The organism is Streptococcus suis (assembly GCF_046032535.1).
Classification (GTDB): domain Bacteria; phylum Bacillota; class Bacilli; order Lactobacillales; family Streptococcaceae; genus Streptococcus; species Streptococcus suis_AK.
In genome coordinates this window covers 63,771-83,133 of record NZ_JARQPL010000006.1, presented here as the reverse complement: position 1 = coordinate 83,133, position 19,363 = coordinate 63,771, and the positions used below count along the sequence as shown (strand labels likewise).

Sequence of the window (19,363 nt, the reverse complement as noted above, 5' to 3'; positions counted from 1 at the left end):
TGCCTCCATACATCGTCTCATTCGGACAATGTATTACCTCATAACGCATAACAAACTTTACGATTATCGTTCTACCCGAAATCAGTAAGATTGTTTATGCTATATTATTGTAACACCTTATCAAAAATTTTCAACATAAGGTGTTCATTTCGTGTACTCTTTTTTACACGTAACTTTAGTCCAAAAGAAAACAATTTCCTTATTTGGATGACGAGACACAAAATATTTTTCGTCAAATACCTTGATGAACTTGACAAATGGTAGAAAAGAGTTCCCCTCACTTCCCAACATGTAGGTTCGGGCTAAAATAGTCCACTGGACTATTTTACTCCCACCCCTGCATACCTCAAAAGGTTCAGTGAATCTTTTGAGGTTGGAAATGAAGCGAACTCTGTTCGCAACAGTCGTAAGGTCAGATTTGGAGTGTGAAACACGAACAAATCTGCCAATCAACCACTGCGCTGAGATGTTGACACGAACTCTGAGTAGTAGCCGTTGGGCTTGAGCCCAGCCTCTTTTGGTATAATATTCCTATGTTAGAAAACAACCGCTTAAATGAATTAATACTACGTTTTCCCGAGGATGTCCAGTTGATTTTTAAGGACATGATTCCCTCCTATCAGTTGGGCTATGTGGATTATGTTTATCAGACAGATCATTACGCCACCCAAAACCGTCGGATTAAAAATTTGGCAAAAAATTTCCGAAGAATGGATTATTTTTACATCATGCCCTTGCCCCAGGATCTGGCATTGGAAATTGCTAACCAATGGCGCTATCAACCACCTTTGGATGCCTATACGATTAGTGCAAACCCCGAGACTTATGCTGAGATGATTTCACCCGAGGCGCGTGGGGACCGCTTTTTTGCAGTCATTCGCAATGCCGCCCTCATGGGCTATTTCTGTATTGACCAAGATGGTGAGACCGTTGACATTCGTTTGGGTATGAAACCGTCTTTGACAGGTCAGGGAAATGGCAGAGCTTTCTATCAGACTATTGAAGACTATTTAGTAGAACATGTTCAGCCAGCTAGTATCAAACTGACAGTTGCCACCTTTCATCAAGCAGCTCAAACCCTCTTTCATGCTCTTGGATTTACAGAAAGAGAACAGCAAGCAGAATATATCAAAATGGAAAAGAAACTCGTATGCGATTAGATAAATTTTTAGTGGATTGCGGTGTTGGTAGTCGGACAGAAGTCAAGAAACTCCTGAAAAACAAGCAAGTCACAGTCAACGGCCAAGTAGAGACGTCCCCAAAGCAACAAATTGACGAAAAGACGGACCAGATTGCAGTAGCAGGCCAGGTCTTGAGCCATGAGACCTTTGTTTATTATGTATTGAACAAACCCAAAGGAGTTATTTCAGCAACCGAGGATGACCGCCATCGGACTGTCTTGGACTTGTTAGACGATACAGCTCGCCATAAGGAAGTTTTTCCTGTTGGGCGCTTGGACATCGATACCCATGGCTTGCTCCTCTTGACCAACAATGGTCAGCTGGCTCATGCCATGCTTTCTCCGAAAAAACATGTTGATAAACTCTACCGTGCCCAGGTTGACGGGATCATGACCCAAGAGGATGTCGAACGATTTGCGGCAGGAATTGAACTGAAAGACTTTACCTGTCAGCCAGCCCAGTTGACCATCCTCTCTACAGATGAAGCTGAGCAGACCTCGCTCGTTGACATCACCATCCGAGAAGGGAAATTTCACCAGGTCAAACGCATGGTGCAGGCCTGTGGAAAGACGGTGACAGACTTGCAACGATTGACCATGGGGACCTTGGTATTGGACGACAGCTTAGCCTTGGGGGACTACCGCAGGTTGACAGCTGCCGAATTAAAGCAATTAGAAGTCTTTGGTGTGGAATTATAGATAAAATAGAAGAGACTTGCTCCCGATTGGAAGCAAGTCCTTTTAAATATCCGCAGCTGCAAAAACAACCTGACCATCTTGGAATTTTTCAATACGAGCGAGTGAAGTAACAGGGACACCTGCATCCAGTAAGAGCTGGCGACCGTCTTGGAAGGACTTCTCGATGATGATACCAACGCCAATTACCTGAGCTTCGGCCTGTTGGATAATGTCAATCAAGCCTTTTGCTGCTTGTCCATTGGCCAAAAAGTCATCAACGATTAGAACACGGTCCTCAGGCGACAAAAACTTACTAGCAATAGAGACAGTGCTGGTGACTTGCTTGGTAAATGAATAGACTTCTGCGGTCAAAATGCCTTCGGTCATAGTAATATTTTTATGCTTTTTAGCAAAAATCATTGGCACATCTAAGCTTTCTGCAACATAGACGGCTGGTGCAATACCCGAGGCTTCGATCGTGACAACCTTGGTAATTCCTTTAGAGCGATAGGCATCTGCCAAGACCTGCCCCATTTCTTTCATCAAGCGAAAATCAACCTGATGGGTCAAGAATGAGTCAACTTTTAAGATATTTTCTCCTAATACCTGACCATCTTTTAAAATGCGTGCTTCCAAAGCTTTCATGTTTATCTTCTCCTCCAAATGCTACTTTTGTGTATTATAGCATTTTTTTTGTCAAACTCAAAACAATAAACGAATTTTTGAGTTGAAATATCGTGTATATTGACGAAATCATCTGATAAACCCGAACATTATCAGTCTATGAGGACAAAATGTATTGAAAATAATTGTATTTTCTGATAGACTAATACCATTATTTAGGAATAATGAAGGAGAAATCATGTCTCAGAAAATAACAAATGAACATTCCTCAGGGATGCTTTACGGAATTGATGAACAACCACCAAAAGGGATGGCTGTTTTGCTTGCTTTTCAGCATATTTTAGCAGCTTTTGCAGGAATCATCGCAGTACCTCTTGTCGTTGCGAGTGCCTTGGGATTATCGGTAGAAGATACTTCTATTATGGTATCAGCCTCTATCTTTGTTGCTGGTATTGCTACCATTTTGCAATCTAAAGGTGTTGGGCCAGTAGGTTCACGTGTCTCTGGTATGATGGGGACGGACTTTACCTTTGCCAACCCAGCCATCAGTGTTGGTAGCCAGCTCGGGATTGCAGGTATTGTAGGAGCAACCATTGCTGGTTCATTTGTAGAGATTGCTCTCAGTCGTTTTGTCAAACCCTTGATGCGCTTCTTTCCGCCATTGATTACAGGAACTGTTGTATCCCTCATTGGTATTACCCTGATGCCAGTTAGTATGGACTGGGCAGCTGGTGGAGCTGGCGCCTCAGACTATGCTTCAGTTGAAAATATCGGTATTGCCTTTATCGTCTTGGTCTTCACCTTGGCTTTAAATCATTATGGCAAAGGAATGCTGAAAACAGCGTCAGTCTTCTTTGGGATGGTTTTTGGTTACATCTTGTGTATTTTTCTTGGGAAAGTTGATTTATCTGCTGTTGGAGAAGCAGCCTGGTTTGCTCTTCCTAAAATTTTCCATTATGGTGTAAAATTTGACCTATCTTCTATTCTAGCCTTCATTCCAGCTTATGTTGTATCCTTGATTGGTACGGTGGGAATTATGATGGCCATTGGAGAAGCCTCAAATCAAAAGATTTCTTCTGAGCGGGCAGCAAACGGTGTTCTTGCAGACGGTGTTGGTTCCTTGATTGCCGGTGTGTTTGGTGCTGGTCCAAATACAGCCTTCTCACAGAACGTTGGCCTCATTACTTTGACAAAAGTTGCTAGTCGTCATGTTATGATTATTGCGGGTATTATTCTTACCCTACTCGGTGTCTTTCCGAAGTTATCTGCCTTGATTTCCATCATGCCGCAGCCTGTTCTTGGTGGTGTTGGGATTATCATGTTCGGTTTGGTTGCAGCCCAAGGGATTAAGACACTTGCAACTGTTAAAATCGGTGACCGTGAGCTCTTGATTATTTCCATTGCCTTTGCACTGGGTATTGGTGTGACCGTTCGTCCAGAATTATTAAGTCATCTTCCGTCGGCTCTTCAAATGGTCTTCTCATCAGGTATTTCAACAGGGACCCTGGCTGCCTTGGTATTAAATCTGGTGTTAAAAGAGGAAAAATAAGAGTTATTTTATTAGTTTGCTTAGATGAAAAGAGAAGAAGATCCATCTGTGGTCTTCTTCTTTTTTTGGGAAGTAAAAAATGCTAAGAGTGTACAGTTGTCGTATCTGAAATTCTAGCCCCTGCTTGACCGTACTTGGTATAACATATTACAATATATATAAGAACCTGTGTTCACAGTTCATCGCTTCCATTGGAGTGTTTGAAGGTGGAGATAAGGAAAGGAGATTCCTGACAAATTAGGTGGTAGGCGAAAACTGCCACAGGAGCTTTTTACTCGTCGAAGCAATAAAGTGAAACTAAATGATGATAGAGTCAAAAAATTACCTTGATAAGTAAAAACGATTTCTTGCATAAGAACACTTTGTTTATGAATATAGGTTCTAAGATTTGTCCAAGAGAGGTTATTATATGTTGAAATATATCCGTGCCCTTCCCCTTGTCATAGTAGCGGGAGCGGTTGTTTACTTTACTATTTTTATCTGTATTGATAATGGTGATTGGACCTACGTTGTGACTAGAGCGCTTGGGCTTAAGGAAGAACATGCCAATAATGTTTCTTTGATTGTAATTGGTGCTCAATCACTTTTTCTAACTTCGGATTGGTTTTACAAGCGGATTCGCGCCTTTCTCAATCGTCGTTTGGAAAAGGCCAAAGGACTTAATCGACAGATTTATCTGGGCTATAAGGCAGGGGTTGAGTTTTTGATGGCGTTACCCAAACGAACTATTTTATTCACATTCTATCTACTTTTAGTAGTTGCTGAAAGTGTTGGTCTGATTGAAAAAGCCAAGGACTATGCTGCGGTAATCATCTTCATAATTGCTGTTGACCGCGTGACCAAAATCTGGCCGGAGGAAAAGCGGAGAATGATTGAGTTTAGCCAGAAGATTAAGAAACGGATTAAAAGTGTGGAGTAGGGAGATTTGTTTGGGTATATTTATTTTTTGAAAATCTAATGCAGATCTTCTTCTATTGAGAGAATGAACGGAACAGTGTGCTGTCTGTGTCTTACTGAAGGAATTCTGAGCAGTAGTATTGCCTCTGAGCTAAGTTGCATTGAAGATAAAGTATGGTGAAATAATAATTATGCTTGATAATATTCATAGGTGGACATATTCTGTCCATCTATTTTTATATACTTTCTATAAAGAACGTAAGAATAGAGGGGGATTAAAATGAATTATTACCACATAAAACTAATGGGAGAAGTACAGCAACTAGAGCGACCGAGTGAATCTTTCGCACAAGAAAATAATTGGGTGTATTTTTTGAAGGAAAAAGAAGATTTATTTATTGTAACGGGAGCTGCAAATACAAAACGAGAAATAGCAAAAAAGGTTCAGTCACTTTGGAAAGTGGATGTCTATTTAGATGGCTATTCTTCACTAAACGAGAATGATTTTATTGAAAAAGTTGGGCGTGAAAATTTGGGAGAATTTGGTTATTTCTTATTGAAGCAATCAAAGGAAGATAAGCAAGGTCTTACTCCGAATGCAGATGTGTTGTCAGAAAATATGATTGGTCTCAGCGACTTTAAAAATAGCATTCAGCATCTTATAAACTATTTAGCCTATCAATCAAACGTTTTAGAGTCGCATACGAAAGAGCCATTTTTCTTAATTTTCAACGGTCAAAAGGGGAGTGGACGAAAATATGCCCTTCAATATTTAGAACAATTGTTCGACTTGAAAGCAGTTGATACTCATTGTAGCGAATACTTTCTTCCTAAGACTGAAGAAAAACAATTTCCAGTTGTTTATGACTATTTAAAAGCAAGAGCTCGTCCTAAATTAGAGCTTTTCGCTACTATCAATACAAAGAAGGAGAATAATATTTGTATTCTAATTGCTCAATCGACTGAAGAAGCTAAAAAAATAGAAATGGAATTACAGGAGGAATACTATAATGTAAATAGAATCGAGTTTCCTCCTTATACAAATGACGAACTGGTTGAAATTGCTATTCAACTATTAGCAAAAAGACGAATTAGTATAGACAAGAAAATTGTTAGGGAGTATGTAGAAAAGGCTTCAAATCTCATCAATGCAAAAGATATTCGACGAATGGTTCAGAGAATCCATGAATATGCGGTGGCAACCAATTATTGTCAAGAAAATGGATTGCTGGATCTGGGTCACTTTAGTTTGCAAAAGGAACAATCTAAAAGTAAATGTGGCCAAGCTGAGAAGAGGCTGAATCAAATGATTGGTCTTCAATCTGTAAAAAAATTAATCAGACAACAAGTTGCTTTTGAAAAACTATCGAAACTGAGGAAAGAAAGAGGCTATCATGTTGAAGAAAGTAATGGGCACTTGTTATTCACAGGCAATCCCGGGACGGGTAAGACAGAGGTAGCTCGTCTTTATACAGAAATCCTGTATGAACATGGATTGATCGCAGAAAACAAGATAGTAGAGGTGGGAAGAGCAGATCTTATTGGGGAATATGTTGGCCAAACAGCACCAAAAATAAAAAAGGTGTTTGATAGTGCAAGTGGTGGTGTACTGTTTATCGATGAAGCTTACAGTCTGATTCCACAGAGTGAAAGAGATTTTGCTAATGAAGCTATACCAACCATTATTCAAGAAATGGAAAATCGTCGTAATGAGATAGTTGTTATTTTTGCTGGTTATAAAGATTTGATGCACAATTTTATAGACACGAATCCAGGATTACAATCTCGAATCTCAAACATCATTCATTTTGAAGATTACTCTGTGGACGAACTGTACGAAATTTTTAGAATGATGTTGAGTAAAAAAGAGTATTCTCTTGAATCTAGTTGTGAGAGGGTATTGCGTTCGCATTTTTCAAAAGTTGGAACAAACGAACGTTTTGGCAATGGTCGTTATGTTCGTAAACTAATAGAAGTTAGTTTGTATCAACAGGCGACTCGGGTGATGGAAAAGATAGGCAATCGGACCTTAGAAGAAATAGAGATGAATGTCGTAATAGAAGCTGATATTAAAAACGCCCTCCAAGAATTATCAGAGTTGGAATCAACTCAACGGTTAATAGGCTTTGGAGTGCAAAGATAGAAGAAAGGAAATGCATATGAATAACAAAGACTTGAAGGAAAACACTGTGTTTAACGATATGGAAATTTTAGAAATATTTATCGATTTGCTATACAGAAATTTGGACTCAGATACTAAGGTGAGAAGTTCGTTTGACAGTATCAATCGGGAAGTGAGTGATTTTTTGGGGATTCCCCCAAAGAGCTATATCGGACAACTTTTATATATTATTTCAGATGTTGATCACATCAGAAGGAGCTTTGTTGACCACATAGAATTTTACTATCGAGAGATGAATAGGAAAGTGAAACGAGTAGTTGGAGTTAGTCTAGCGATTGAAATAGTACAAAATGTTCATTTTCTAGAAGAATTTGATGTTGTGATGATTGAAAATATTGAAGAATTTTATAATAGTACCGATGCGATTCAGAAGAAGTTGGCAAGAATTTTGGAAAGTTATCTAGAAACAGGCGGAAAATTACTGGTAACAGGTTGTGAGTTTGATAATTCAAATGATGCATTGAGCAAGATTCTTTACCAAGGAAATTTATTGAATTTGACTTGCTAAGAGTGTTATAATCTTTTTAGAATTGAGGTTTCTATGAACGACCAAGAAAGATTACTTACCATATTTTTACGTTTACAATCAGGAGCACATCTAAAAAAGTCACAATTGGCAGATGAATTTGGAGTTAGTGAGAAGACTATTCAAAGAGATTTTGCTCTTCTAGGAGGATTTATCGAAAGTCAGCCGATGATTGCAGCAGAATTAGCCTATGATCCCAAGCATCATACTCGCTTTTTAAAAGGGAAGTCTCTTTTTAACAAAAAGGACATTCTGACCATTTCTAAAATTTTGCTAGAAAATCGGGCTTTGAATACTGAAGAAAATAAGGCTGTTTTAGATAGTTTATTGGCACTAGTATCGAAAGATGAGCAGAAAGAAATTGTAGCCATTATCGCCAGTGAACTCTTAAACTATGCCCCGCTTTCAGATACTCAAAACAGGATTGATAAGATTTGGGAATGGTCGGAGGCCATTCGTAAGGAGTTGGTATTAGATATTCGCTACCAATCTCCCTACAATGTAGAAAAGAAACACACGGTTTTTCCTGTGTCACTCTATTACGATAGTCATTACTTTTACCTTGTAGCTTATAATCTAAAACATTCTTCCTATATGACTTTAAAGTTAGATCGGATTTTAGAGTGGAAAGTTTCGACTGAGAAGAAACCGGATATTTCTTATGGCAAAAAGTTTCGAGACGGTGAAGTACGGAATAAGCGCGTGGATTCTTTTATGGGACGGGAACTAACCATAAGAGTCAGATTTAGCTATGATCCAACCATTGTCTTGGATCAATTTCCGACAGCAAAGATTATCGAAACAAGCTCAGAAGGCAATGTGATTGAATTTGTCAGTCAAGACACACCAGGCTTAAAACGTTGGTTGTTGAGTCAGGCTAATGCCCTAACTGTGCTTTCTCCGAGTTCGCTTGTAGAAGATATGAAACATTTTCTCAAAAATATGCAAGAAAACTATAAAATATAGAGGGATAGGACGCTATTTGTCCATTCTATGTATTAGAATGGATGTATCAAATAAATATTGAACTCTTAATTGAAAGGAGGAGAAGTAAATGCAAGAATGGATTGTAGTCGATCAATTTGGGAATGGGAGCGGGAAAGAACTCGACCGGTTTAAAAAGAGTTCGTCTTCCCACCCCCGCACAGTTGATTAGGTCAGATTTGGAGTGTAATACACGAACAAATCTGCCAATCAACCACTGCGCTGAGATGTTGACATGAACTCTGAGAAGTGGTGCTGGGCTTGAGCCCAGTCTCCATTTTATGATAAAACAGCCGCGGAAATGCATGCGAAAATGATTCCGAATGCAAGTGTAGAGAAAAAATAGGAGAATAAGCAGAATGACTGATATTACTTTGAGGCATATGACGTTAGAGGAACTTTTGAAGGATAACAGGCTCCATATCCCAAATTATCAACGCCCTTATAAATGGCAACGTAAACACATTCGCCACTTATTCTATGATGTCAAAGAAGTTATAGACTCTAAAAAGGCCATCTATCAGGTTGGTTCTCTTATATTACACGATAAAAAACAAACTTTAGATATTGTTGATGGACAACAGCGTACTATTTCTGTTGCATTATTTTTACAGGCTTTAGGGAGGTTGAACGACTATATCGGTGCCCAGCAATTACTAAATCAAAAATTTGACGTGGTTTCGTGTCAACATGCTAAGGAAAATTTTGAAGAATGGAAAATACTGATTGACCTAGATGATGAAAAGGCGCAAAAAGTATGTGACTTTCTTCTTAAAAATTGTGAAATTGCTGTTATTACAATGCCACATAATCGATTATCTGAAGCTTTCCAACTTTTTGATTCTCAAAATAATCGGGGAAAAGCTTTAGAGCCACACGACCTGCTTAAAGCCTATCATTTGAGAAATGCCTCTGAAATCAGTGAAGATTTGATCGAAAATTGGGAAAAAATTGTTACAGACGAAAAGGTCAATTTAAAAGATTTATTTAACCAATATCTTTTTAGAGTGCGACGGTGGTCAATTGGTGAAACTGGGTTGACCAAACGTCGTCAGGGTTCATACCTTCGCTTTACAGAAGATTTTATCGATGATTTTAAAGGTGTCGGTTTACATCATAACGATTACCCTTATTTGAATCTCTTTAGACTATTAAAAGAACAAAATATTGATTATCCTATTTCTTTAACGATGCCAATTATTGATGGAGAGTACTTTTTCTTTTATATTAATCAGTCACATAAAATGATTCAAAATAGAGAGACTTGGTTTGAAAATCTCGGTCTAGATTCCAAAATGCTAAAGATTTTACATTCTACTAAACAACGCTATAACCGGAATCGTAATTTATTCGATAATCTAGTATTGCTTTTTGTGGACAGATTTGGTCAGGGAGCTTTAGATAAAGATATTGTTGAAACAATTTTTATATGGGCCTATTATCCACGTATAAAAGCGCGTGCCATTTATGATAGCACTTTAGCCAATTATGCTGCGGGTGGAATTTTTCAACGGCGTACAGTTCAAAAATTATTTCAGCTATTACATCATGCTAGTACACCAAGCGATTTTTTGCAGAAAATCAATCGTGATCAATTTGAACATTTTACCTTGGAGAAAATTCTTGAAGAAGAGGAGCTTAATAAATGACTAAGACAGCTACTTTGACAGTTACAAAACTTCTGACTGAAGATGAATACATTGTTCCTCTTTATCAGCGAAATTTTTCATGGACATATGATGAGATTGAGCAATTGCTTATTGACATAGCAGATGCCTACAACGAACGTGAAAAACGTCCTGATTATTATATCGGAACACTGGTTGTTCATCAAAAAAGAAATATGTACCACATTATTGATGGACAACAGAGAACAACAGCTTTGACTCTGTTAGCATTGGTTTTGAGAAATGAGTATCACATTCAGATTCCTGACTTGAAACTCTTAAATTTTGAAGCGCGTAAGCAGTCCAATGCATCTTTGCAGCAGTTATTTGAAAATAGTAGTGCTGAATTTGAGAATATGGACGAGATTACTAGAGGTTACCAAAACACCAAATTAGCACTAAATAAAATTCTGTTCGAACAGTTTAAAATGGAAGTGACGGTATATGCTGAGTACCTCTTTCAACACGTCATCATTTTTAGAAATATGCTACCTACTGACTTAGATTTGAATCTTTATTTTGAGCGGTTTAATTCAAGAGGAGAGCAATTGGAAGCTCATGAAATTATTAAGGCTCAATTGATGGCGAAGCTTGATGATAAAGAAGCTGCTAAGTTTGCTAAAATTTGGGATGCCTGTGCAGACTTCGAGAATCCGGTAGTTAAATCATTTCAAATGAGAAAGAAAAGAAAGGAAACGTTTAAAGAAAGAGAAAACATTTTTGGTTGGCATTTTTCAAATTACAAATTAGCCAATATCTATCAATTTGTTGATAACACAAATTGTTCAAAAAAAAGTATATTGGATACGCTAGAAGATTCAAGTTCATTGGTATTTGATGACATCGTAGACGACAAAGAAACTGGAAAATATACAACCGTTATTAACTTTGAAACACTACTCTTGTATACTGTTTCTATTATTGAAAATATTTCCCCACAAGATGTTCAATTAGATGATAAGAAACTACTTGATGTCTTTACGGTAAGTGAAAAAGGAAGGGATTGGGTCATTTACTTCTCGGAAACTTTATTAAGCATCAGACACCTATTTGATAACTATGTCATTAGAAATGCAAGCGAAGATACAGCAAGGCGGTCAAAAAACGACTGGTTTCTTAGCAAAGGTACTTACTATGAGTATCAAAGAGACAATCGGAAAAATACAGATTACTTTGTAGAAGAACATTTCGAGAATAATACTTTTCCAGATAAGGCAGTGAATGATACCATTATTATGCTTCAGTCTATGTTTGCAGTGACCTTTACATCAAATCGAGATAGTCGTTGGCTATATGAGACTTTGGTCTATCTATTCGAGAATGTTGAGCATTTGCAAGATGAGGCATTTGGACACCAGTTTGTAAATTTTCTAGAAGCGTTGGCAGTTCGATATGCTGAAGGTCGGTTATTTACAGAAGATGGACAAAAATTTAGATGCTACCCTAATATGCCTATCTATGCTTTCAATTTTGTTGATTATGTCTTATGGAAAAATCAAAATAATCTACAGGAGTACTTTTTTGATTCAAGGAATTTTAGATTCACTTATCGTCGTTCCGTTGAACATTGGTATCCTCAGAATCCAAATTTTGAAGATAGTGGGATGGTAAGAATGTCTGATAGTCTGCTTCATTCTTTCGGAAACCTTTGTATTATCACGGACAGTCAAAATTCGAAGTTTGGGAACTCTAGACCTCAGGCCAAGTATAGCCAATGGGAAAAGATATTTGGAAACCAAAGTCTAAAACTGCAATGGATGGCAAAGCTTACTGGAAATTCTGACGACAATTGGAATAGTGAGGTAATCAGAGGGCATGAAGATAAGATCTTAATGTTAGTTAAGGAATTTATAGATTGTACGAAAAACATTTGATCTGTTCGGAAGTTTTTATTTTCAGTTTATTCCCCCTAGGTTTGCTTGTCTTCTCTCTAAGAAAAATAAAAATTTACAAAATTCCTTGCAAAAAACCGAGGCTTTGTGTTACAATACCAAAAGCGTAGGTTTTTAAACTCATCCCGTGAGGTGAGAAAGACAACAGGAAAAATCAATTAAGGGCCTATGACTATGTATATTTAGAAAGTCTGGGTCTTTTTGTGTACCCAGAATGGGAGATTTATGAATACAAAAGCCGATCTTTTGTTTGATGTCCATGAGAAACCAGCACCGCTTCAAGGGATTTTGTTGAGTTTCCAGCATGTGTTCGCTATGTTTGGTGCAACGATTTTGGTGCCGCTGATTCTCGGTATGCCCGTGTCCGTCGCCCTCTTCGCATCAGGTGTCGGGACCTTGATTTACCAAGTGGCAACCCAGTTTAAAGTTCCAGTTTACTTGGGTTCATCCTTTGCCTACATCTCTGCTATGGCCCTTGCTATCAAGGAAATGGGTGGCGATGTGTCGGCAGCTCAGACTGGTATTCTCTTCGTCGGCTTGATTTATGTACTGATCGCTGCACTTGTCAAAGTTATCGGTACTAAGTGGATTGACAGCCTCTTGCCACCTATTGTTATAGGTCCGATGATTATCGTCATCGGTCTGGGTCTTGCCAACTCTGCCGTGACTTCGGCAGGCTTTGTCGCAGACGGTGATTGGAAAAATGTCGTCGTGGCGATTGCAACCTTCTTGATTGCGGCTTTTGTCAATACCAAAGGGAAAGGCTTCGCCAAGATTGTTCCTTTCTTGATTGCCATTATCGGTGGTTATGTGATTGCCATCTTCCTTGGCCTGGTTGACTTTACACCCGTTCTGGAAGCGGCTTGGTTTGAATTACCAGGTTTCTACCTACCATTTGAAACAGGTGCCTTCAAGTCGTACAATTTCTACTTCGGTCCAGAAATGATTGCTATCTTACCAATTGCTGTTGTAACAGTAGCTGAGCATATCGGTGACCACACTGTTCTCAGCCAAATCTGTGGTCGCCAGTTCTTGAAAGATCCAGGTCTCAGCCGTACCTTGATTGGTGATGGTGTGGCGACTGCTGTATCTGCCTTTATCGGCGGACCTGCCAATACCACCTACGGTGAGAACACAGGGGTTATCGGTATGACTCGCATCGCATCAGTATCCGTTATCCGTAACGCAGCCCTAATTGCCATTGCCTTCTCATTCTTGGGTAAATTTACAGCCCTTATCTCAACTATTCCAAGTGCTGTACTTGGTGGTATGTCGATCTTACTTTACGGGGTTATCGCCTCAAACGGTTTGAAAGTTTTGATTGAAAGCCGTGTTGATTTCGGTCAAGTCCGTAACCTGATTATTGCAAGTTCGATGCTAGTATTGGGTCTTGGTGGAGCAGTTCTCAACATCGGTGCCATTACCCTCTCAGGAACAGCCCTCTCAGCCATTGTAGGTATTATCCTCAATCTTATCTTGCCAAAAGCAGAAAAGGCAGAGTAATAAAGAAATAATTGAAAGTCAGCTTCAGCTGGCTTTTTTTGAAAATAGCAGAGCAGCTCAGCTATTTCTCAAATCAGTTGACAAAAGAGCTATTCCTTGATAGAATAAATGAGGTCCAAAAAGGACAAATCTAGCTTTTTCTTGGTTACAGGTCGCCAACCTGTCACTCGGATTAGGCTCAAAACAAAGGAGAACATATCATGGCAATCTCAAAAGAGAAAAAAAATGAAATCATGGCACAATATGCTCGTCATGAAGGCGACACAGGTTCAGTTGAAGTACAAGTAGCAGTACTTACTTGGGAAATCAACCACCTTAACGACCACATCAAACAACACAAAAAAGACCACGCAACATACCGTGGTTTGATGAAAAAAATCGGTCGCCGTCGTAACTTGTTGGCTTACTTGCGTAAGACAGACGTTAACCGTTACCGCGAATTGATCCATTCATTAAGACTTCGTCGTTAATTTGGTGGAATCCAAGCCCTCCCAATCGGGAGGGCTTTTTTGTAGTACGACGGGCATGTCGTATATCTAAGGTGAAAGTCCTCTGTGGGCACCCGCTACCGGTGAACCCAAAAGCAACTTCCAAGCCTGACTATCGTGAGGTAGCGGGGAGAGGAAGGGATAGCGAAATCGTGGCTCTACGAACAGAAACGTGATATCAAGGCGTATGTAGTGGATGAGGAGGCAACAAACTCTAAAGTCCAAAAAGGTAGTCGTAACCTACATGCGTAAATCACGAGAGTAAACGAGGAAAGATGTATGACTTATCCCGTGAGGTCTCATGAACGTCCCAGACGTAGTAACAACGAATCATGAGAAGTCAGCCGAGGGCATTGGTAGCATAAAAGTCAGTGCTAAAACGAGCTATATCAAAACTAGTCCTCGTCAAACGCGGACTGGTTTCTTGCTTAGATTACTACTTAGAACAACATGCGTTAAAAGTTAATTGAACCGCCGTGTGCCGAACGGCACGCACGGTGGTGTGAGAGGGGCTAGAAATTAGCCCTTACTCTATTATGGAGATGAATCTCGGCGTATTTTTTCTTGAATACCAACCTCAGACCGCCAACACATGGGAATTTTCTCGGAAGCTGAAACGGAGTTTCCTTGTTGCTGTAGGGGTTCTAAAGGGGAATAAGATATTGAAAAGGTTCCCAATTTCTGACATAATGAGAATGCAAATGCAAGATATCTGTTTCGAGCTCGACAGAAAACTATGGAGGTAAAAAATATGATGGAGAAGATTCAGCGCTTTGGTGGCGCAATGTTTACTCCAGTGCTCTTGTTCTCATTCGCAGGGTTGATGGTATCGCTTGCGATTGTGGCGACCAATCCCCTACTGGTAGGCGATATTGCCAAAGAAGGCACGATGTGGTTCAACTTTTGGAAAATTATTGAAAATGGTTCTTGGACTGTTTTCAATAATATGGAACTGCTATTCGTGATTGGCTTGCCGATTGGTCTAGCAAAGATGTCCAATGCACGTGCTGTCATGGAAGCGGTAGTAACTTATTTGACAGCCAATTATTTTATCAATACCATGTTGACCCTCTTTGGTGGAACATTCGGTGTTGACTTTACCCAAGATCCTGGTGGTATCAGCGGTTTGAAGTTGATTGCTGGTATCAAGACATTAGATACAGGGATTATTGGGGCCATCCTGTTGTCAGCCATTGTTGTTTACTTACACAATCGCTATTTTGAAACCAAATTACCAGATTTCTTGGGAATTTTCCAAGGTTCATCCTTCGTTGTGATTTTAGGTTTCTTTGTGATGTTACCAGTTGCCTTCTTGCTCTGCCTCATCTGGCCAAAAGTTCAGTTTGGTATCAGCTCAATGCAAAGTTTGTTGGCGACATCTGGTGTAGTTGGTGTTTGGATTTATACCTTCTTGGAACGGATTTTAATTCCAACAGGTTTGCACCACTTTGTTTATACACCGTTCGTCTATGGTCCAGCCGTTGTCGAAGGTGGAATCACTCATTACTGGTTTGCTCACTTAACTGAATTTTCTCAATCAACAGAATCGCTCAAATCGCTATTCCCAGAAGGTGGATTTGCCCTGCATGGAAATTCAAAAATCTTTGGAGCGCCAGGGATTGCGGCAGCATTCTACTTCACTGCTCGTCCAGAAAATCGCAAGAAGGTGTTGTCTATCTTAATTCCTGTAACCTTGACAGCTGTTGTTGCAGGGATTACCGAGCCGCTTGAATTTACCTTCTTATTCCTTTCTCCACCTTTGTTTGTGGTGCACTCACTCTTGGCAGCAACGTTAGCAGCTACTCTTTACACTTTTGGAGTGGTTGGAGATATGGGTGGTGGTTTGATTGACCTCTTGGCGAAAAACTGGATTCCAACCTTTGCGAATCATTCAGGCACTGTTTTTGCCCACCTTGCTATCGGTCTACTCTTTACCTTTATCTGGTTTGTCGTTTTCCGTTTCTTGATTTTGAAATTCAACATTATGACGCCTGGTCGTAATATTGACAAAGAAGCGAATATCAAGTTGTATTCTAAGAAAGATTATAAGGAAAAACAAGCAGGAGGCAAACCAAATTCTGCTAAAGAAAATTTCCGTATCCAAGCGGCAGGCTACTTAGAAGCAGTCGGTGGAGCTGACAATGTCACAAAAGTGACCAACTGTGCAACGCGCTTACGCTTGACTGTAGCCGATGTCAGCCTAGTCGAAGACGATGCAGTCTTTAAATCTATCGGAGCGCACGGTCTTGTTAAGAAGGACAATGCTTTACAAATTATTGTCGGCTTAGATGTACCGCAAGTTCGTCAAGAATTTGAAAACTTAATGAATTATCAAGAATACTAACTAGAGGAGAAGGACAATGAGTAAGAAATTTTCAATCGTTATTGCAGGTGGAGGAAGTACCTTCACACCGGGAATCGTTTTGATGTTGTTGGAGAATTTAGACAAATTCCCAATCCGTCAAATTAAGTTCTATGACAATTTGGAATCACGCCAACAAGTCATTGCAGATGCCTGTGAAATCATCTTGAAGGAAAAAGCACCAGAGATCCGTTTTGTTGCAACAACAGACCCAGAAGAGGCATTTACAGATGTAGACTTTGTGATGGCTCATATCCGTGTTGGACTTTATGCAATGCGTGAAAAAGATGAAAAAATTCCGTTGAAGTATGGCGTCATTGGTCAGGAAACTTGTGGTCCTGGTGGAATTGCCTATGGTATGCGTTCGATTGGAGGCGTTCTTGAGCTGGTTGATTACATGGAAAAATACTCCCCAAATGCTTGGATGTTGAACTATTCCAATCCAGCAGCAATTGTAGCAGAAGCAACCCGCAAATTGCGCCCAACATCTAAAATTATCAACATCTGCGATATGCCAGTTGGAATCGAGGAACGGATGGCACGTGCAATTGGGCTTTCTTCTCGAAAAGATATGGAAGTACGCTACTATGGTCTCAATCACTTTGGCTGGTGGACGGATATTCGTGACCACGAAGGCAATGACCTCATGCCACAAATCAAGGAACATGTTGCCAAGTATGGGTACTCTCTCAAGGAAGAAATTGGTGAGAACGAGTCTCAACATACAGACCCAAGCTGGATGCACACTTTTGCAAAAGCAAGGGAAGTCTATGCGGTCGATCCCTCTACCTTGCCAAATACCTATTTGAAATACTATTTCTACTCACAAGACGAGGTGGCTCATGCAAATCCAGAATATACTCGTGCCAATGAAGTAATGGCTGGACGTGAAAAACATGTCTTTGGTGAGTGCCGTCGCATCGCTGAAAATGGAAGTTCAGAAGGAACAACCTTAGAAGTGGACGAACACGCAAGCTACATTGTCGACTTGGCACGCGCGATTGCTTACAATACTCACGAAAGAATGTTGCTTATTGTAGAAAACAATGGTGCTATCTCAAACTTTGATGAAACTGCCATGGTAGAAGTACCGTGTATCGTCGGCAGTAACGGTCCAGAGCCATTGACCCAAGGCGAAATCCCACGTTTCCAAAAAGGCTTGATGGAGCAACAGGTGGCTGTTGAAAAATTGGTCGTTGAAGCATGGGAAGAAGGTTCTTACCAAAAATTATGGCAAGCTCTTGCTCTTTCTAAAATCGTTCCAAATGCGCGTATTGCCAAGGAACTATTGGATGACTTGATTGAAGCAAACAAGGAATTTTGGCCAGAATTGCGTTAAATGTTCATGGGAACAATCCTGATAGACAGAGAGTAGGGGATGAGGTCGCTTACTCTCTTGTTTTCAGCTTATTTTCTACATTGCTTGTTTTTTGCCTAGTGTAATTGGTTAGAATTTGCTATACTATTACTATTATAAAAAAATAAGGTTTAGCAACATATAGTAGAAAACCGTACATGGAGGTAGTAGAATGCTTGAAAAACTTGTTGCCAAGCACCAGAAATCGTTTGGAGATTTGGATAGGCAGATTGTGAAGTATATGCTAAATAACAAGGAAGCCCTGCGTGACCTCAGTATTACGGATTTAGCAGATGCTACCTATACTTCCAAATCTACCGTTTTACGCTTGGTGAAAAAACTTGGTTTTTCAGGCTATTCTGAGTTCAAGTATAATCTTCGGATGGCTCGCGCCTCTAGTGCTGAAAATTCAGGAGGGGGGGGGGTAGATGTTGTTTCTATTCAGGCAACGGATATCTTACGTACCTTGGAGATTATGGAGCAGGTAGACTGGTCGGACATCATTGAAGCTCTGCAAAATGCTCAGACCATCTATGCTTATGGGACGGGTTTTTCCCAGCGCAAGGCCTTGGATGAATTTTCTAAGGTGCTGCTACCGATGGGAAAGAAAGTAATTGTCATTCCCAATAAGACAGAGTTGGATATGAGCATGCCGATTATCACTCAAAGTGATTTGGTCTTAGTTGCATCTCTGAGCGGTGAGACGCCTCGAATGAAGGACAATTTATTATCTCTTGAATTGCGGCAAATTCCCGTCATTTCAGTCACTCGATTGGGAGAAAATTTCATGGCTCAGCATTCGGATTATGCGCTGCATTATCAGACTTCAACAGTCTTTCTGGCCCCAAACCATCCCTTTGAGTCTCTACTGTCTCTCTCCGTTGCCTTGGATTACATGTCTAGAAAATGGATTGAATATATCTTTAGTAGGTAACATATATGTTGAAAAAATATTTTTCAAATGTCACGCTGCACCGTAAATGTTTGATTGGCTACTGGATAGTCTTTATCCTAGCGATTTTGATGTATCTTTACAGTCTCATGTTGATGACTGGTCAAGGTTTTCAAGCGATCTTGACAGGACATGCTGGGGCTGCGATTGCTCTCTTTATCGCCATGATGACAGGGATAAATCTCTTGATTTTCTATCGCTTGGAGGATAGCGTCTTAAATGATGCTAGTAAAGCAGTCATCTTGTATGGGTTATTGCTTCAGCAGATTTGTACTCAAAATCTATTAGGTGCCCTCTTTCTCTTCGTTTATGTACGGGCAGCAGGATATAGAAGAACCATCAAGAGGAGAGCTGTTTCTGCTTCTGCTTGGTTTGTCACTGCTACGTTAGTGTTAATCGCCTTATTTAGCCTCTTTTTACTCTATCGTTTGTCTGGAATGATCGGTTAGTCGGGTGAATCATCGATATTTTTGAAAAAGCTGTTTCTAGGCTTTTTCTTTTACCTGAAAATATGATAAAATA

Annotated in this window: 16 protein-coding genes; 15 read left to right on the top strand and 1 reads right to left on the bottom strand. The window is 39.8% G+C overall.

What is annotated here, in order from left to right:
* Positions 1-533: 533 nt before the first annotated feature.
* The gene (locus tag P7J58_RS03450) at positions 534-1,160 is read left to right on the top strand and encodes a GNAT family N-acetyltransferase (RefSeq protein ID WP_408555706.1); all 627 of its coding nucleotides are present in this window, start codon (positions 534-536) and stop codon (positions 1,158-1,160) included.
* Complete coding sequence (locus P7J58_RS03445) at positions 1,151-1,879, top strand: pseudouridine synthase (protein WP_408555705.1); 729 nt, start codon at positions 1,151-1,153, stop codon at positions 1,877-1,879. Before P7J58_RS03450 ends, P7J58_RS03445 begins: the two co-directional genes overlap by 10 nt.
* A gap of 42 nt (positions 1,880-1,921) precedes the next feature.
* On the opposite strand, the gene P7J58_RS03440 is transcribed toward P7J58_RS03445, so the two are convergent.
* Positions 1,922-2,503 (bottom strand): xanthine phosphoribosyltransferase, encoded by a 582-nt coding sequence (locus P7J58_RS03440; RefSeq protein ID WP_408555704.1) that lies wholly within the window; start codon positions 2,501-2,503, stop codon positions 1,922-1,924.
* Between the two features lie 217 nt (positions 2,504-2,720).
* Here P7J58_RS03440 and P7J58_RS03435 point away from each other — a divergent pair, with 217 nt between their 5' ends.
* The 13 genes from P7J58_RS03435 to P7J58_RS03375 all read left to right on the top strand — a co-directional run bounded on the left by P7J58_RS03435 (position 2,721) and on the right by P7J58_RS03375 (position 19,290).
* Positions 2,721-4,031: a nucleobase:cation symporter-2 family protein gene (locus P7J58_RS03435; protein WP_408555703.1), complete on the top strand. Its 1,311-nt coding sequence runs from the start codon at positions 2,721-2,723 to the stop codon at positions 4,029-4,031.
* Between the two features lie 409 nt (positions 4,032-4,440).
* Entirely contained in the window at positions 4,441-4,950 is a 510-nt protein-coding gene (locus P7J58_RS03430) for a hypothetical protein (protein WP_172003938.1), read from the top strand.
* A 258-nt stretch (positions 4,951-5,208) separates the two neighbouring features.
* Positions 5,209-7,071 (top strand): AAA family ATPase, encoded by a 1,863-nt coding sequence (locus P7J58_RS03425; RefSeq protein ID WP_408555702.1) that lies wholly within the window; start codon positions 5,209-5,211, stop codon positions 7,069-7,071.
* A gap of 16 nt (positions 7,072-7,087) precedes the next feature.
* Complete coding sequence (locus tag P7J58_RS03420; protein ID WP_408555701.1) at positions 7,088-7,618, top strand: hypothetical protein; 531 nt, start codon at positions 7,088-7,090, stop codon at positions 7,616-7,618.
* 33 nt (positions 7,619-7,651) lie between these two features.
* Positions 7,652-8,602 (top strand): helix-turn-helix transcriptional regulator, encoded by a 951-nt coding sequence (locus P7J58_RS03415; protein WP_408555700.1) that lies wholly within the window; start codon positions 7,652-7,654, stop codon positions 8,600-8,602.
* 377 nt (positions 8,603-8,979) lie between these two features.
* On the top strand, positions 8,980-10,269 hold the full coding sequence (locus P7J58_RS03410; RefSeq protein WP_408555699.1) for a DUF262 domain-containing protein: 1,290 nt from the start codon (positions 8,980-8,982) through the stop codon (positions 10,267-10,269).
* Positions 10,266-12,161, top strand: a complete 1,896-nt coding sequence (locus P7J58_RS03405; RefSeq protein WP_408555698.1) for a DUF262 domain-containing protein — start codon at positions 10,266-10,268, stop codon at positions 12,159-12,161. The genes P7J58_RS03410 and P7J58_RS03405 overlap by 4 nt, the downstream gene beginning before the upstream one ends.
* A 243-nt stretch (positions 12,162-12,404) precedes the next feature.
* Positions 12,405-13,682 (top strand): uracil-xanthine permease family protein, encoded by a 1,278-nt coding sequence (locus P7J58_RS03400; RefSeq protein WP_408555697.1) that lies wholly within the window; start codon positions 12,405-12,407, stop codon positions 13,680-13,682.
* A 200-nt stretch (positions 13,683-13,882) separates the two neighbouring features.
* Entirely contained in the window at positions 13,883-14,152 is a 270-nt protein-coding gene (gene rpsO / locus P7J58_RS03395; protein ID WP_408555696.1) for a 30S ribosomal protein S15, read from the top strand.
* A gap of 769 nt (positions 14,153-14,921) precedes the next feature.
* On the top strand, positions 14,922-16,514 hold the full coding sequence (locus tag P7J58_RS03390; protein ID WP_408555695.1) for an alpha-glucoside-specific PTS transporter subunit IIBC: 1,593 nt from the start codon (positions 14,922-14,924) through the stop codon (positions 16,512-16,514).
* Between the two features lie 16 nt (positions 16,515-16,530).
* The gene (locus P7J58_RS03385; protein WP_172014117.1) at positions 16,531-17,871 is read left to right on the top strand and encodes a 6-phospho-alpha-glucosidase; all 1,341 of its coding nucleotides are present in this window, start codon (positions 16,531-16,533) and stop codon (positions 17,869-17,871) included.
* Positions 17,872-18,061: 190 nt separating this feature from the next.
* Entirely contained in the window at positions 18,062-18,823 is a 762-nt protein-coding gene (locus P7J58_RS03380; RefSeq protein ID WP_408555694.1) for a MurR/RpiR family transcriptional regulator, read from the top strand.
* Between the two features lie 5 nt (positions 18,824-18,828).
* The gene (locus P7J58_RS03375) at positions 18,829-19,290 is read left to right on the top strand and encodes a hypothetical protein (RefSeq protein WP_408555693.1); all 462 of its coding nucleotides are present in this window, start codon (positions 18,829-18,831) and stop codon (positions 19,288-19,290) included.
* Positions 19,291-19,363: the final 73 nt, after the last annotated feature.

What these genes read in the sequence shown, in the direction of transcription:
- P7J58_RS03405 (WP_408555698.1), top strand. Translation starts at nt 10,266, where the DNA reads ATGACTAAGACAGCTACTTTGACAGTTACAAAACTTCTGACTGAAGAT.
- P7J58_RS03450 (WP_408555706.1), top strand. Translation starts at nt 534, where the DNA reads ATGTTAGAAAACAACCGCTTAAATGAATTAATACTACGTTTTCCCGAG.
- P7J58_RS03415 (WP_408555700.1), top strand. Translation starts at nt 7,652, where the DNA reads ATGAACGACCAAGAAAGATTACTTACCATATTTTTACGTTTACAATCA.
- P7J58_RS03375 (WP_408555693.1), top strand. Translation starts at nt 18,829, where the DNA reads ATGTTGAAAAAATATTTTTCAAATGTCACGCTGCACCGTAAATGTTTG.
- P7J58_RS03435 (WP_408555703.1), top strand. Translation starts at nt 2,721, where the DNA reads ATGTCTCAGAAAATAACAAATGAACATTCCTCAGGGATGCTTTACGGA.
- P7J58_RS03385 (WP_172014117.1), top strand. Translation starts at nt 16,531, where the DNA reads ATGAGTAAGAAATTTTCAATCGTTATTGCAGGTGGAGGAAGTACCTTC.
- P7J58_RS03400 (WP_408555697.1), top strand. Translation starts at nt 12,405, where the DNA reads ATGAATACAAAAGCCGATCTTTTGTTTGATGTCCATGAGAAACCAGCA.
- P7J58_RS03410 (WP_408555699.1), top strand. Translation starts at nt 8,980, where the DNA reads ATGACTGATATTACTTTGAGGCATATGACGTTAGAGGAACTTTTGAAG.
- P7J58_RS03380 (WP_408555694.1), top strand. Translation starts at nt 18,062, where the DNA reads ATGCTTGAAAAACTTGTTGCCAAGCACCAGAAATCGTTTGGAGATTTG.
- P7J58_RS03425 (WP_408555702.1), top strand. Translation starts at nt 5,209, where the DNA reads ATGAATTATTACCACATAAAACTAATGGGAGAAGTACAGCAACTAGAG.
- P7J58_RS03440 (WP_408555704.1), bottom strand. Translation starts at nt 2,503, where the DNA reads ATGAAAGCTTTGGAAGCACGCATTTTAAAAGATGGTCAGGTATTAGGA.
- P7J58_RS03390 (WP_408555695.1), top strand. Translation starts at nt 14,922, where the DNA reads ATGATGGAGAAGATTCAGCGCTTTGGTGGCGCAATGTTTACTCCAGTG.
- P7J58_RS03445 (WP_408555705.1), top strand. Translation starts at nt 1,151, where the DNA reads ATGCGATTAGATAAATTTTTAGTGGATTGCGGTGTTGGTAGTCGGACA.
- rpsO (WP_408555696.1), top strand. Translation starts at nt 13,883, where the DNA reads ATGGCAATCTCAAAAGAGAAAAAAAATGAAATCATGGCACAATATGCT.
- P7J58_RS03420 (WP_408555701.1), top strand. Translation starts at nt 7,088, where the DNA reads ATGAATAACAAAGACTTGAAGGAAAACACTGTGTTTAACGATATGGAA.
- P7J58_RS03430 (WP_172003938.1), top strand. Translation starts at nt 4,441, where the DNA reads ATGTTGAAATATATCCGTGCCCTTCCCCTTGTCATAGTAGCGGGAGCG.